The sequence below is a fragment of the Streptomyces sp. NPDC050534 genome (assembly GCF_044457745.1).
Lineage (GTDB): Bacteria > Actinomycetota > Actinomycetes > Streptomycetales > Streptomycetaceae > Streptomyces.
This window is the reverse complement of record NZ_JBITHF010000002.1, coordinates 110,339-124,739: the sequence shown is the minus strand read 5'-3', so window position 1 is coordinate 124,739 and position 14,401 is coordinate 110,339. Positions and strand designations below refer to the sequence as shown.

The 14,401-nt window shown below is 70.2% G+C and carries 12 protein-coding genes and 1 riboswitch; of the genes, 5 read left to right on the top strand and 7 right to left on the bottom strand.

All coding sequences use genetic code 11. The features are described 5' to 3' along the window. Positions 1 to 34 precede the first annotated feature (34 nt). The gene (locus ACIBN2_RS06150) at positions 35 to 316 is read left to right on the top strand and encodes an HPr family phosphocarrier protein (protein WP_016432192.1); all 282 of its coding nucleotides are present in this window, start codon (positions 35 to 37) and stop codon (positions 314 to 316) included. 161 nt (positions 317 to 477) lie between these two features. Here ACIBN2_RS06150 and ACIBN2_RS06145 read toward each other — a convergent pair whose 3' ends face one another. The 4 genes from ACIBN2_RS06145 to ACIBN2_RS06130 form a co-directional block, all read right to left on the bottom strand. Continuing rightward, positions 478 to 1,173 carry a GntR family transcriptional regulator gene (locus ACIBN2_RS06145; RefSeq protein ID WP_399132995.1) on the bottom strand — a complete coding sequence of 232 codons (696 nt, stop codon included), beginning with the start codon at positions 1,171 to 1,173 and terminating at the stop codon, positions 478 to 480. Positions 1,174 to 1,362: 189 nt separating this feature from the next. Then, positions 1,363 to 2,139 carry a M23 family metallopeptidase gene (locus ACIBN2_RS06140; protein ID WP_399132994.1) on the bottom strand — a complete coding sequence of 259 codons (777 nt, stop codon included), beginning with the start codon at positions 2,137 to 2,139 and terminating at the stop codon, positions 1,363 to 1,365. Positions 2,140 to 2,151: 12 nt separating this feature from the next. Further along, positions 2,152 to 2,315: riboswitch (cyclic di-AMP (ydaO/yuaA leader) on the bottom strand. Between the two features lie 190 nt (positions 2,316 to 2,505). Then, positions 2,506 to 3,894, bottom strand: a complete 1,389-nt coding sequence (locus ACIBN2_RS06135) for a M16 family metallopeptidase (protein ID WP_399132993.1) — start codon at positions 3,892 to 3,894, stop codon at positions 2,506 to 2,508. Then, a complete protein-coding gene (locus tag ACIBN2_RS06130) occupies positions 3,891 to 5,285 on the bottom strand; it encodes a M16 family metallopeptidase (RefSeq protein ID WP_399132992.1) in 1,395 nt (464 codons plus the stop codon). Before ACIBN2_RS06130 ends, ACIBN2_RS06135 begins: the two co-directional genes overlap by 4 nt. Positions 5,286 to 5,601: 316 nt before the next feature. Here ACIBN2_RS06130 and ACIBN2_RS06125 point away from each other — a divergent pair, with 316 nt between their 5' ends. Then, complete coding sequence (locus ACIBN2_RS06125; RefSeq protein WP_399132991.1) at positions 5,602 to 8,058, top strand: DNA topoisomerase (ATP-hydrolyzing) subunit A; 2,457 nt, start codon at positions 5,602 to 5,604, stop codon at positions 8,056 to 8,058. Positions 8,059 to 8,076: 18 nt separating this feature from the next. Here ACIBN2_RS06125 and ACIBN2_RS06120 read toward each other — a convergent pair whose 3' ends face one another. Further along, positions 8,077 to 9,180 (bottom strand): CobW family GTP-binding protein, encoded by a 1,104-nt coding sequence (locus ACIBN2_RS06120; protein WP_399132990.1) that lies wholly within the window; start codon positions 9,178 to 9,180, stop codon positions 8,077 to 8,079. A 321-nt stretch (positions 9,181 to 9,501) separates the two neighbouring features. Between ACIBN2_RS06120 and ACIBN2_RS06115 the strand changes: the two genes are divergently transcribed. Next, complete coding sequence (locus ACIBN2_RS06115) at positions 9,502 to 10,104, top strand: DUF6082 family protein (protein ID WP_399132989.1); 603 nt, start codon at positions 9,502 to 9,504, stop codon at positions 10,102 to 10,104. 60 nt (positions 10,105 to 10,164) lie between these two features. On the opposite strand, the gene ACIBN2_RS06110 is transcribed toward ACIBN2_RS06115, so the two are convergent. Beyond that, positions 10,165 to 10,404 carry a hypothetical protein gene (locus ACIBN2_RS06110; protein ID WP_399132988.1) on the bottom strand — a complete coding sequence of 80 codons (240 nt, stop codon included), beginning with the start codon at positions 10,402 to 10,404 and terminating at the stop codon, positions 10,165 to 10,167. A gap of 368 nt (positions 10,405 to 10,772) precedes the next feature. Continuing rightward, the gene (locus ACIBN2_RS06105) at positions 10,773 to 11,936 is read right to left on the bottom strand and encodes a citrate synthase/methylcitrate synthase (RefSeq protein ID WP_399132987.1); all 1,164 of its coding nucleotides are present in this window, start codon (positions 11,934 to 11,936) and stop codon (positions 10,773 to 10,775) included. Positions 11,937 to 12,057: 121 nt separating this feature from the next. Here ACIBN2_RS06105 and ACIBN2_RS06100 point away from each other — a divergent pair, with 121 nt between their 5' ends. Together ACIBN2_RS06100 and ACIBN2_RS06095 are read left to right on the top strand one after the other, a co-directional pair. Beyond that, the gene (locus tag ACIBN2_RS06100) at positions 12,058 to 13,362 is read left to right on the top strand and encodes a citrate synthase (protein ID WP_399132986.1); all 1,305 of its coding nucleotides are present in this window, start codon (positions 12,058 to 12,060) and stop codon (positions 13,360 to 13,362) included. 10 nt (positions 13,363 to 13,372) lie between these two features. Continuing rightward, the gene (locus tag ACIBN2_RS06095; RefSeq protein WP_399132985.1) at positions 13,373 to 14,314 is read left to right on the top strand and encodes a sucrase ferredoxin; all 942 of its coding nucleotides are present in this window, start codon (positions 13,373 to 13,375) and stop codon (positions 14,312 to 14,314) included. Positions 14,315 to 14,401 lie beyond the last annotated feature (87 nt).

Sequence of the window (14,401 nt, the reverse complement as noted above, 5' to 3'; positions counted from 1 at the left end):
CTAGACAACCCTGAACACCGAAGGGCAGCATCACATGGCTGAGCGCCGCGTCAACGTCGGCTGGGCCGAGGGCCTCCACGCCCGCCCCGCTTCCATCTTCGTCCGGGCCGCCACGGCCGCAGGTATCCCGGTGACGATCGCCAAGGCCGACGGCAACCCCGTCAACGCGGCCTCCATGCTGGCCGTCCTGGGCCTGGGCGCCCAGGGTGGCGAGGAGATCGTCCTCGCCTCCGACGCCGAGGGCGCCGACGCGGCCCTCGACCGGCTGGCCAAGCTGGTCTCCGAGGGTCTCGAGGAACTCCCCGAGACCGTCTGATCAGGGCACCACAGAAGGGCTCGTCCGAATTACGGGCGAGCCCTTCGCATTTCTCCCGACGGAACGGAAGAAATTCCGGTCGACGTCATCGGAATTTCCGGTCGCGGGCAGCAGAAATGACCCCCCGCCCAATTCCACCCTCGTTGTATACGGCGCGCATGTTAATGCCGTAGGCCCGTCACGTTTACGGCATGTTGCGAGGTCCTCACACGGTCGGCGCGGTCGCCGCCGAGGGCGAACCGCAACCGGTGCGCCGCGCCGGAGCGCTCGGTGTGCAGGGTCGTGACCGCACGCGCGCGCTCGCTGTCGCCGCGGGCCACGGCGTCGACGATCGCGCCGTGCTCCGCCCAGGACTCCACGGGGCTGGCGGGCGTCTCCACGGCGTACATCCAGGCGATCTTGTGCCGCAGCTGGGTCAGCATCGAGGTCAGCGCGGGACTGCCGGAGGCCTGGGCGAGCGTCTCGTGGAACCAGCTCTCCAGGGAGCGCAGATCGTCGCTGTTGCCGCGCCTGGCGCGCTCCTGCCCGAGCCTGACCAGGCCGCGCAGGACCTTGAGGTGGGCCTCCGTGCGCCGCTGGGCCGCACGGGAGGCGGCGAGCGGCTCCAGGAGCACGCGCATCTCCAGCAGGTCGGCGGCCTCCTGCTCGTTCGGCTCCGCCACGCACGCGCCCGCGTGCCGCCGGGTCACCACGAAGCCTTCCGCCTCCAGGGTGCGCAGCGCCTCACGCACGGGGACGCGCGAGACGCCGTAGCGGCGGGCGAGGAGTTCCTCGGTGAGCCGGCTGCCGCGCTCGTAGACACCCGCGACGATGTCGTCCCGGATCGCCGTGCACACCGAGTGCGCCGGAATACGCATGACCGACCTCCGACTTAATCCCCGCGAAACGCCAATGATGGGCGTGTGTTCCGGTGACTCTATTGCACCGGGCGGGAATTTCCGACGGCGGGCCGGAATCCATGGATATTTTTTGGACACCGGGCCGGTGAAACACCGAAAGGCCCCGGCTCGGGAGCCGGGGCCTGAAGGAGATCGCGCGGTGGTTCGTCAGACGCTGACGCCGTGCGAGCGCAGGTAGGCGACGGGGTCGATGTCCGAGCCGTACTCGGGCGTCGTACGGGCCTCGAAGTGCAGGTGCGGTCCGGTGGTGTTGCCGGTCGAACCGGAGAGACCTATCTGCTGCCCCGGGGTGACCGACTGGCCCACCGAGACACCGATGGACGACAGGTGGCCGTACTGGGTGTACGTGCCGTCGTGCATCTTGATGACGATCTGGTTGCCGTAGGCGCCGCCCCAGCCGGTCTGGACGACGGTGCCGGCGCCGACGGCGTGCACGGACGTGCCGCTCGCGGCGTGGAAGTCGATACCCGTGTGGCTGCCGGAGGACCACAGGGAGCCGCCGGTCTTGTAGCCCGTCGAGACGTACGAGTTCGATATCGGGGCGACGAAGCTGTTCAGGCGCCTGCGCTCGGCGGCACGGGCGGCGCGCTCCTTGGCCTCACGCTCCGCCTTGGCCTTCGCGGCCGCCTTCAGACGCGCGGCCTCCTGGGCGGCCTTCTGGCGGGCGGCCTCCTCGGCGGCGTTCTTCTGGGCCTCGGCCTGGGCGTCGATCTTGTCGGCGATCGTGTTGCCGATGGTGATGACGGGGTTGAGGCCGGTCTGCTCGACGGAGTTCTCGGCAGAGTTCTCCGCGGCGAACGAGGGGGCGGCGAGGCCGCCGACGATGCCGGTGGTGGCGAGGGCCGCGACGCCGGCCGCCCGGACGGTGCCGCGCTTGATCCTGCTGGGACGACGGTGCTTCCCGGTGGCGCAGATGAACGCCATGAACTGGCTTGTCCTTTCCTTCCCTCTCGCCTACCGGGTTAGCTGACGGGTTCGGAGCAGGAAGGTCTCCTACGGACCCCCTCGCTCGCGCGCGGGCGTCCGATTCACCCCAGGGACTGCGATGGGTCCCCGGCTCCCCTGGCTCGCGCCGTACGGGGACTCGGCGATGACTGTCCGGTGCCGCGGGCGCGGCGCACTGCCTGACGAACAGCCCGGACGACGCTAGGCAGAGCGGTCTTCAATTCCCAAACGGATCCGGGCTTTTGTAGCGCATCCCACAGGGCAGACAGGCAACTCTTCCTCAATTCGGACATACAAGGGCCCTGGTGACGCATCGGTCACCAGGGCCCCCACGCGCGCGTGTCCCTACTCGGCGGACACCACGGTGACTTCACCGATGCCCAGGGCCTCGACGGGCTCCTTGATCTGGGCCGCGTCACCGACGAGGACCGTCACCAGGCGGTCCACCGGGAAGGCGTTCACGGCGGCCGCGGTGGCCTCCACGGTGCCGGTGGCGGCGAGCTGCTGATACAGCGTCGCCTGGTAGTCGTCCGGCAGGTGCTGCTCGACCTGGTCGGCCAGCGTGCTCGCCACGGCCGCCGCGGTCTCGTACTTGAGCGGCGCCACCCCGACGAGGTTCTGCACGGCGACGTCGCGCTCGGCGTCCGTCAGGCCGCCCTCGGCCAGCGTGCGCAGCACCGTCCACAGATCCTGCAGCGCCGGGCCCGTGTTGGGCGTGTCGACGGAGCCGCTGATGGCGAGCATCGCGGCACCGGTGCCGTCCGGGGCGGACCTGAGGACCTGGCCGAACGCGCGCACGCCGTAGGTGTAGCCCTTCTCCTCGCGCAGGACGCGGTCCAGGCGGGAGGTGAGGGTGCCGCCCAGGCAGTACGTGCCGAGCACCTGCGCGGGCCAGACGCGGTCGTGCCGGTCGGAGCCGACGCGGCCGATGAGCAGCTGCGTCTGGACGGCCCCGGGGCGGTCCACGATGACCACGCGCCCGGTGTCGTCGGCGGTCACCGGCGGCACCGGACGGGGCTCGCCCGAGGAGCCCGTCCAGGCGCCCAGGGTGTCGCCGAGCAGGGCGTCCAGGTCGATGCCGGTGAGGTCACCGACCACCACGGCGGTCGCTGTGGCGGGCCGGACATGGCGGTCGTAGAAGGCGCGTACGGCCGCGGCGTCGATCTTCTCGACCGTGTCCTCGGTGCCCTGGCGCGGGCGCGACATGCGCGAGGCCGCCGGGAACAGCTCCTTGGAGAGCTCCTTGGCGGCACGGCGGGAGGGGTTGGCCAGCTCGTGCGGGATCTCGTCCAGGCGGTTGCGGACCAGCCGCTCCACCTCGCTGTCGGCGAACGCGGGCGCCCTCAGGGCGTCGGACAGCAGACCGAGCGCCTTGGCCAGGCGGGAGGCCGGGACCTCGAGGCTCAGACGCACGCCCGGGTGGTCGGCATGCGCGTCCAGGGTGGCGCCGCAGCGCTCCAGCTCGGCGGCGAACTCCTCGGCGGAGTGCTTGTCGGTGCCCTCCGAGAAGGCCCGCGCCATGATCGTGGCGACGCCCTCGACGGCGGCCGGCTCGGCCTCCAGGGGCGCGTCCAGGGACACCTCCACGGCGACGACCTGCTGGCCGGGGCGGTGGCAGCGCAGGACGGTCATGCCGTTGGCGAGCGTGCCGCGCTCCGGGGCCGGGAACGCCCAGGGCCTGGCCTCGCCCGCCTGGGGCTGCGGGTGGAACTCCATCGTGGCGAGCTCGGTCACTTGGCCGCCTCCTCGTTGTCGTCGCCGGCTTCGACCGTGGCCTCGGCCTCGGGGTCTTCCGGGGGATTCGCGTCCTCGGCGGACTCTGCCGAGACGGGCTCGTAGACGAGCACCGCGCGGTTGTCGGGGCGCAGGCGGGCCTTGGCGACCTCCTGGACCTCCTCGGGCGTCACCTCCAGGACGCGCTGCACGGCGGTGAGGGCGAGCTGCGGGTCGCCGAACAGGACGGCGAACCGGCACAGTTCGTCGGCGCGGCCCGCGACCGTGCCGAGCCGGTCCAGCCACTCGCGCTCCAACTGCGCCTGGGCGCGCTCCATTTCCTCGGCCGTCGGACCCTCCTCGGCGAACCGGGCGAGCTCCTCGTCGATGGCGGTTTCGATGACCGGCACCTCGACGTCACCGGAGGTCTTCACGTCCAGCCAGCCCAGCGAGGGGGCTCCGGCGAGGCGCAGCAGGCCGAACCCGGCCGCGACGGCCGTACGGTCGCGCCGTACGAGCCGGTTGTAGAGGCGGGAGGACTCGCCGCCGCCGAGGACGGTGAGCGCCAGGTCAGCCGCGTCGCACGCGCGCGTGCCGTCGTGCGGGAGCCGGTAGGCGGCCATCAGGGCGCGCGCCGGGACCTCCTCCTCGACGACCTCGCGCAGTTGCTCCCCGATGACGTCGGGCAGCGAACCGTCCTGGGGGGCGGGCTTGCCGTCGTGCGAGGCGATGGAGCCGAAGTACTTCTCGACCCAGGCGAGCGTCTGCTCGGGGTCGATGTCGCCGACGATCGACAGGACCGCGTTGCCCGGCGCGTAGTACGTGCGGAAGAACGCGCGCGCGTCCTCCAGCGTCGCCGCGTCCAGGTCGGCCATCGAACCGATGGGAGTGTGGTGGTAGGGGTGGCCCTCGGGGTAGGTGAGCGCGGTGAGCTTCTCGAACGCCGTGCCGTACGGCACGTTGTCGTAGCGCTGCCGGCGCTCGTTCTTGACGACGTCCCGCTGGTTCTCCATGGACTCGTCGTCCAGGGCGGCGAGCAGGGAGCCCATGCGGTCGGCCTCCAGCCAGAGGGCGAGCTCCAGCTGGTGGGTGGGCATGGTCTCGAAGTAGTTGGTGCGCTCGAAACTGGTGGTGCCGTTGAGCGAACCGCCCGCACCCTGCACCAGCTCGAAGTGGCCGTTGCCCTTCACCTGGCCCGAGCCCTGGAACATCAGGTGCTCGAAAAGGTGAGCCAGGCCGGTACGTCCCTTGACTTCGTGCCGGGAGCCGACGTCGTACCAGAGGCACACCGCCGCGACCGGGGTCAGGTGGTCCTCGGAGAGCACCACGCGCAGGCCGTTGGCCAGGCGGTGCTCAGTCGCTGTCAGGCCCCCGGAGCCTGCCTGGTCTGTGGCCGTGTGACCCATGGTCATGTACGTCCCTTCGATCGCCGAGGCGGTGGTTCGAACCGCGGTTTTCCTGCCGTTCCTGCCACTGTATGCAAGCGTGCGGAGCGCGGGCGAAGTTCCCGGACGACGTACGCCCACAGCGGATCGCGTAACCTGCGGGCAGCCGCGGCGAGGGTGATCCCCGAGCGCCGGTCCGGGCCGCCCGCTCCGGGTCCCGGTCCGCGTTGTCAGTGCCGCGGTCCACAATGGTCCGCGTCAGATCTCGTTCACGCTTCAGGCAAGAGTGAGCCGAAGGGGCGCGACCCGTAGGCGAGCGACCAGAAAGAAGGAGCCGGCAGCGATGGCCCGCCGCAGCACGAAGACCCCGCCGCCCGACGACTCGTACGAGGAGAAGATCCTCGACATCGACGTCGTCGACGAAATGCAGGGCTCCTTCCTCGAGTACGCGTACTCGGTCATCTACTCGCGAGCCCTGCCCGACGCCCGCGACGGCCTCAAGCCGGTGCACCGCCGCATCGTCTACCAGATGAACGAGATGGGGCTGCGCCCCGACCGCGGTTACGTGAAGTGCGCGCGCGTGGTCGGCGAGGTCATGGGCAAGCTGCACCCGCACGGCGACGCGTCGATCTACGACGCCCTGGTGCGCATGGCACAGCCCTTCTCCATGCGTGTGCCGCTCGTCGACGGCCACGGCAACTTCGGATCGCTTGGCAACGACGACCCGCCGGCCGCCATGCGGTACACGGAGTGCCGCCAGGCCGCCGCGACGAGCCTGATGACCGAGTCGATCGACGAGGACACCGTCGACTTCGCGCCGAACTACGACGGCCAGGAGCAGGAGCCGGCCGCCCTGCCGGCGGCCTTCCCGAACCTGCTGGTGAACGGCGCGTCGGGCATCGCGGTCGGCATGGCGACGAACATGCCGCCGCACAACCTCTCCGAGGTCATCTCGGCCGCCCGCCACCTGATCCGGTACCCGAACGCGGACCTGGACACGCTGATGAAGCACGTCCCGGGCCCCGACCTGCCCACCGGCGGCCGCATCGTCGGCCTCTCCGGCGTCCGGGACGCGTACGAGACCGGCCGCGGCACCTTCAAGATCCGCGCCACGGTCGAGATCGAGACCGTCACCGCCCGCCGCAAGGGCCTGGTCGTCACCGAACTGCCCTTCACGGTCGGCCCGGAGAAGGTGATCGCCAAGATCAAGGACCTGGTCGGTTCGAAGAAGATCCAGGGCATCGCCGACGTCAAGGACCTCACCGACCGCCAGCACGGCCTGCGTCTGGTCATCGAGATCAAGAACGGCTTCGTGCCGGAGGCCGTCCTGGAGCAGCTGTACAAGCTGACGCCGATGGAGGAGTCCTTCGGCATCAACAACGTCGCGCTGGTGGACGGCCAGCCGCTCACGCTGGGCCTCAAGGAGCTCCTGGAGGTCTACCTCGACCACCGCTTCGAGGTCGTGCGCCGCCGCAGCGAGTTCCGCCGCAGCAAGCGGCGCGACCGTCTGCACCTGGTGGAAGGTCTGCTGACGGCCCTCGTCGACATCGACGAGGTCATCCGCCTGATCCGCTCCAGCGAGAACAGCGCGCAGGCGAAGGAGCGCCTGATGGAGCGCTTCTCCCTGTCGGACGTCCAGACCCAGTACATCCTCGACACACCGCTGCGCCGCCTCACCAAGTTCGACCGCATCGAGTTGGAGTCGGAGAAGGACCGGCTCAACGCGGAGATCGCGGAGCTGACCCGGATCCTCGATTCGGACACGGAGCTGCGCAAGCTGGTCTCCTCCGAACTGGCCCAGGTGGCCAAGAAGTTCGGCACCGACCGGCGCACGGTCCTGCTGGAGACGTCCGGCGCCGCGGCCGCCGTCGTGCCGCTGCAGGTCGCGGACGACCCCTGCCGGGTCCTGCTCTCCTCCACCGGCCTGCTGGCCCGCACGGCGAACGGCGAGCCCTTCCCGGAGGACAAGGCCGCCAAGCGCGTCAAGCACGACGTGATCATCTCGGCGGTCCCGGCGACGGCGCGCGGCGAGATCGGCGCCGTGACCTCGCTCGGCCGCCTGCTGCGCATCAACGTCGTCGACCTCCCGCAGCTCCCGGAGACCGTGTCGGCGCCGAACCTCTCGGGCGGAGCGCCGCTCACGGAGTTCGTCTCGCTGGACGGCCCCGAGACGGTGGTCTGCCTGATCACGCTCGACGAGTCCTCCCCCGGTCTCGCCATCGGCACGGAACAGGGCGTGGTCAAGCGTGTGGTCCCCGACTACCCCACCAACAAGGAGGAGTTGGAGGTCATCACGCTCAAGGAGGGCGACCGGATCGTCGGCGCGATCGAGCTGCGCACCGGCGAAGAGGACCTGGTCTTCATCACCGACGACGCCCAGCTGCTGCGCTACCAGGCCTCGCAGGTCCGCCCCCAGGGCCGTCCCGCGGGCGGCATGGCGGGCATCAAGCTGACGGACGGCGCGAAGGTCATCTCCTTCACCGCGGTGGACCCGGCGGCGGACGCGGTGGTCTTCACCGTCGCGGGCTCGCGCGGCACGCTCGACGACTCGGTCCAGACGACGGCCAAGCTCACCCCGTTCGACCAGTACCCGCGCAAGGGCCGCGCCACCGGCGGCGTCCGCTGCCAGCGCTTCCTCAAGGGCGAGGACTGCCTCTCCCTGGCCTGGGCGGGCACCGTCCCGGCCAAGGCGGCCCAGAAGAACGGCACTCCGGCCGACCTCCCGGACATCGACCCGCGGCGCGACGGCTCCGGGGTGTCGCTGGCGAGGACGGTGTCGGTGGTGGCGGGACCGGTATAGACCGGCGGCCGCACCGGTCTAGGCCGACGGCCGTACCGGATCCTGCTCGTCCGGATCCTGCACGTAGCGCAGGACGCCCCACATACCGGCCTCGTCGGCGGTGTGCGGGGCGTCACTCTTGCACGCCTCGAGCCCCTTGCCGAGGGTGGGCGCGTCGACGCCGGAGCCGATGAGGACGAGTTGCGTGAGGCGTGCGTCGCCGGAGCCGCCGGGCCAGGGCTCGGGATAGAACCGCAGAAAGCGCCCCACGGCATGCACGGCGTAACGGTTGCGGACGTCGTACGCCCCGAAGTCGACGTATCCCTTGATCCGGTACAGCCCTTCGGGCCGGCTGTCGAGGAACTCCATCAACCGGCGCGGATCCATGGGCACTTCGGAGGTGAAGGACAGGCTGTCGTAGGCGGCGTGCATATGGTCCGCGTGATCGTGGAGGCTGTGCACATCGTCCGGTACGTCCACATCATCCGGTACGTCCAGGTCGTCGAAGGACAGCTGCCCGATCCGCTCGGTACCGGGCCGGCAGTCGAAGAGGAACTCGGGGTCGATACGGCCGTAGGAGGCCGGAACGACGGCGGCACGGTCGACGAGGGACCGGACGAGCCCGAGAACGCGCTCGGCGTCGGACGTGCGGTCGAGCTTGTTCACGACGACGAGATCGGCGAGGGAGAGATGCCGGTCGACCTCGGGGTGCCTGGCGCGGGTGTCGTCGAACTCGGCGGCGTCGACGACCTCGACGAGACCGCCGTAGACGACCCCCGGATGCTCACTGGCGAGCACCATGCGCACGAGTTCCTGCGGCTCTGCGAGCCCGCTGGCCTCGATGACGATGACGTCGACGCCGGCGGAGGGACGGGCGAGCCGCTCCAGGTAGTCGTCGAGCTCACTGGCGTCGACGGCACAGCACAGGCACCCGTTGCCCAGGGAGACGGTGGAGTCCCCGAGCGCACCGGCGACGGCCATGGCGTCGATCTCGATGGCACCGAAGTCGTTGACGACGGCGCCGATACGGCTGCCACCACTGCGGTGCAGGAGGTGGTTGAGGAGGGTGGTTTTGCCGGAACCCAGGAATCCGGCGAGTACGACGACCGGGATCTGCCGACTGCTGTGGCTCGGCTGACTCAACGTGCGACCTCTTCCACGCTTCCTTGTGCGCCGGATCGCGGCTGCGGCGCACGTGCGAGATGTGAATGCCGGACCAGGATACGAGCCGGAACAATCACTGCTGAGTGAACGATTGTTAGCAGCTCCTACGGGGCAGACGTTGGGCAAGGCGCCGGAGTGTGCGACCCTCGCTTCCTTCCGTGCGCCGCCTCTCCGCCTCCCTGCCGATCAGAGCCGCTCGGCATCCTGGGAGACGGCAAGCGCCGCCCACCGCTCGCCGGTCCCCCACAGTCGACCCGCACCCCGACGACCGGCGGACGGCCGCCTGATTCGGGGGTTGACATGGCCACACAGAACATGGGTCCGCGGGGACTGAGGTCTGCCGCCGCAGTCGGCATAGGTGTCGTGGCGGGGGTCCTCGCCACGCTGCTCGTACAGCGCCAAGGGCTCGAAGCACTGCGCACCCGCCTGGAGCACCTGGAGCAGAACGCACAAGCAGAGCAGACCGCACACGCAGAGCAGACCGCACACACCCGGCAAGCAGCCAACCTCGCCACCCAGCAGCGCCAGCACTGGGAGCTCCTCAGCAAGGCGATCGACGATCCCGAACTCGCCGAGGTCCTGGACCTCTACGAACCGCCTGTCTCCCACAAGCAGCGCCGCCAGTACCTCTTCGCGAACGCGCTCTACACCAACCTGCTTCTCTACTACCGCATCGGCAATCTGAGCAGGGACGAGTTCTTCAAGCACGTGCGAGGGATGCTCCAGAACCCGATCGTCAGAGAATACTGGTACGCCACTCAGCAGCACAGGGCGAGCATTGCGGACACCGATGAGGCAGAGCTCGGTCTGCTGGTGGACGACCTGCTGCGCCAACTCGAGGACGCGGACACCGAGGAGTGGTGGGTGGTGGGGGAACCACCCGGCGAGCCGAGCGGCGGATGACGCCTCGGACCGGCCCGGAGCGGAGGTGTGTCGCTCGGGCCGACCCTCTACGAGACCGACCTAGGCGTCCGGGATGTCCGTCTTGGCCTTGACCAAAGTTTCGCGGGTAATCACGACAATGCGCTCATAGTCAGCACGTGCCGCATCAGGGGGAAGCTGGGATTCCAGCGAATCGGTCACATCCGTGCCGATTACGGCGAAATTCCCATCCGCCAATTCGAAGATATCGGGGCAAGTGGCCCCGGTGGTGCTACCTCGATGGCGTGGAGCCACGCCAAGGCGGCGGACGATCTGACTCACTGTTGAAGTTCCTATCTCATGCCAACAAGGCGACCAAACACCTGCGCACGCGCTGCCGTGCGCGGTGGCATCCTTGCAGGTCTGAGCGCAATCTCTGGCACGCAGGCTCTTCACCCCGCCGCATGGTGCGGGCAGAAACACTCGGGCAGAGCACCGATGGTGCCCATGCCCCCGTAGTGAACACTCCCCCGGCCCGCCAGGGTACGGCCGTTTATTGGTTTGTTATCACCAAGCGAGCGAGTTACGCCTACAGGCCGAATGAAGGCCCCAAGAGTGACCGAAGTTGTCGAAGTCTCTCCATTTCGGCCTTACGGGGAGACAAACACCCCGACAGGAGTCAGGGAAGCCCGTCAGAACAGCGGCGCCCGTCAGAACAGCGGCACCGCCACCGGCGCCCCCGGCCCCACATACCGCGCCACCGGCCGGATGATCTTCCGGTCCTCCGCCTGTTCCAGGATGTTCGCGCTCCAGCCCACCACCCGGGCCGCGGCGAAGGTCGGGGTGAACATCTCGCGGGGCAGGCCGCACAGTTCCATGACCACGCCCGCGTAGAACTCGACGTTGGTGTGGAGCTCCCGTCCGGGCTTCAACTCGGCCAGGATCGCCTCCACATGGCGTTCCACCTCCACGGCGAACTCGACGCGCGGGCCACCGAAGCTCTGCGCCACCTCGCGGAGCATGCGGGAGCGGGGGTCCTCGGTGCGGTAGACGGCATGTCCGAAGCCCATGATGCGGTCGCCGGCGAGGACGCGTTCGCGAATCCAGGGGTCAATGCGGTCAGGGGTGCCGATCGCGTCCAGAGTGTCCAGCGCACGGCTGGGCGCACCCCCGTGCAGCGGACCGGAGAGCGCCCCCACGGCCCCCACCAGGCACGCGGCCACGTCCGCTCCCGTCGACGCGATCACCCGCGCCGTAAAGGTTGATGCATTGAAGCCGTGATCAATGGTTGAGATCAAGTACTGCTCGACCGCCCGCGCCCGAGCCGCGTCCGGCTCCGAACCGGTCAGCATGTAGAGGTAGTTGGCCGCGAAGGACAGATCCTCGCGCGGCTCCACCGGATCGAGCCCGCGCCCCAGCCGGTACAGCGCCGTGAGCAGCGTGGGCACGGCCGCGACCGCCACGAGCGTGTTCCGACGCCGTACTCCCGCGTCGATGTCGTACACCGGCCGGAAACCCTTCGCCGATCCGAGCAGCGACAGAGCCGTCCGCATCCCGGCCAGCGGCCCGGACCCACCGCTCGCCGCCGCGATCGCCGGCAGCGCCGCCCGCACCTCGTCCGGCAGCCTCCGCAAGGTGGCCGTCTCGGCGACGAACACCGCGCGCCGCGCCGCGTCCGGCAGTTCGCCGTGGACCAGGAGATGCCAGACGTCCTCGAAGCCGCGGGTCTGCGCGAGTTCGACGGCCGAGTACTGCCGGTAGTGGTAGAAGCCCTCGAGCCCCCTGACGTCCCCGATCTCGGTGTCGGTTACGACGACTCCGGCGAGCCCACGCGGCACATCAATGGTGGCGGCAGCTGACCTGTTGACGGACATGATTTCCTCCCTGGACTTGATTCGACTGTCCATGCTTGACTTCTACTCTGTCAATATTGATTCAATCAACGTCCATCAACAGCATGCATCCATGCATCGTCATGCCGATACGGTGACCCCCATGCGCGATCAAGACCCCTCTCCCGGTCACGCCGAACGGCGGCTGACCACCAAGGAAGCCGCCGAACTGCTGGGCGTGAAGCCCGAGACCGTGTACGCGTACGTGAGCCGCGGCCAACTCGGCAGCCGACGTGTGCCCGGCGGCCGGGGCAGCACCTTCGACGCCCAGGAGGTGGAGGCGCTCGCGAAGCGCAACAGACGTGAGAGCAGCGGGAGTTCGCCCTCCGGAGGCGAGCTCTCCGTCCGGACCCGGATCACCCTCATCGAGCCGAGCGCGTACTACTTCCGAGGCGTCGACGCCACCGAACTGGCCACGCGCCACACCTACGAAGAGGTCGCCGAGTGGCTGTGGACCGGCCATCTGCGCCCAGGCATCACGTTCACCGCCCCGGAGGCGTCCGTCGCCGCGGCCCGCCAGGCCGTCGACGCGCTGCCGGAACACACCGGTCCCACCGACCGGTTGCGGATCGCGGCGATCGCGGCGGCGGTGGCGGACCCGCTGCGTTTCGACCTCTCCGAGGACAACGTGCTCGGCACGGCGCGCACGCTCATCCCCACCCTGGTCGCCGCGCTGCCGCCGGCGTCCCGGCGCGGCCGCCACGACGACGGTCCGCTGGCCCGCCGCCTGTGGACGTGCCTGAGCGCAAAGAAGGCCGACGAGGCCTCGCTGCGCGTGATCGACACCGCGCTCGCCCTCCTCGTCGACCACGACCTCGCCGCCTCGACCCTCGCGGTGCGCGTCGCCGCCTCGGCCCGGGCCCACGCCTACGCAGCCGTCTCCGCCGGGCTCGGCGTGCTCGAAGGCCCCCTCCACGGGGCGGCCAGCGGGCTCGCCCACCGTCTGCTGATGGACGTGCTCGACGAGGGAGACGCGGCCCCCGTGATCGCGGAGGAGCTGCGCGCGGGCCGCCGCATCCCTGGACTCGGCCACCGGCTCTACCCCGGCGAAGACCCACGCGCGCGTGTGCTGTTCGGCCTCCTGGAGGAGATCCCCCAGGCCGCCCCCGCCCTCGCCGCGGCCCGCGACATCGTGGCCACGACCGCCCGCCACACCCCGCTGCACGCCAACGTCGACCTGGCCCTGGCCGTGTTCACCGCGTCCAGCGGCATGCCGGCCACGGCGGGCGAGACGATCTTCGCCGTGGCACGTACGGCGGGCTGGATCGCCCATGCGCTGGAGGAGTACGGCGAACGCCCCCTGCGCCTGCGGCCCAGCGGGCACTACGTCGGCCCGAGGGCGCCTCAGCCACTGCCGGAGGGGGACACGGGGACGGCCGGGAAGTCGCGGAGCGACAAGTCAGGTTAGGCTCACCTCTGTGAGTACGTGCTCAACCGTCTCCCAGGAGCTCGCCGAGCCGATCGCGGGCACCGCGGCCACCGCGAGGACCTGGCTGCTGCTGGAGCAGCCGGGCCCCTGGGGCGCCAAGGCGCTCACGTCGAGCCACCTCGATCCGGCGCTCGGCCGCGCGCTGGAGGCGGCCGCCGAGGGCACGGGCGTGCGCATCGCACTGATCCGCCGCCCGGGCCGCCACGCCGACTACGGCACGTCAGCCGCCCGGCAGGTCTACGCGGCCCACACGGCCCCCGGCAGCGCCTGGCTGCACTCCGCCACGGTCGACGATCCGCGCGCCCTGCTCGACCTCGACTTCGCCGCGCTCGGCAGGGGCGACCAGCACACCTTCGATGCGGCGCTCGCGGGCCGGCCCCACACCGGTGGCCCGCTCGCCCTCGTCTGCACCAACGGCAAGCGCGACCGCTGCTGCGCCCTGCTGGGCCGTCCGCTCGCGGCCGAACTCGCCGCCTCCGGGGTGGAGGGCGTCTGGGAGGTCACTCATCTGGGTGGCCATCGTTTCTCGCCCACGCTGCTCGTGCTGCCGTACGGCTACGCGTACGGCCGCGCCCAGGCCCACGCCGTCAAGGAAGTCCTGAGCGGCGTCCAGGAGGGGCGGATCGTCGTGGAAGGGTGCCGCGGGAGCAGCGCCTGGGAGCGGCCCGGTCAGGCGGCCGAGCTCGCCGTGCGCACGGCCGTGCACGAGTACGGGGCGGACGCCCTGCGAGTCGTGGCGACGAGCGGGGCCGCACCCCACTGGCACGTGACCGTCGCGCACGTGGACGGACGCCGGTGGTCCGTCGAGGTGGCCCAGGGCGCATCGCTGCCGCCCCGCCCGGAGAGCTGCGGGACGTCGATCCTGGGCTCGCCCGCGCGCATGGAGGTCGTGGCGGTGCACGAGCTGCGGACCGCCGCACTCGCCAGTTGATGCCGGTTGATCAATGCCGATCAACGCTTCGGGCCGCCCCGTGCGGCATTGATCAAGAGATCCATGCCACACCCACTACGGCTGTTC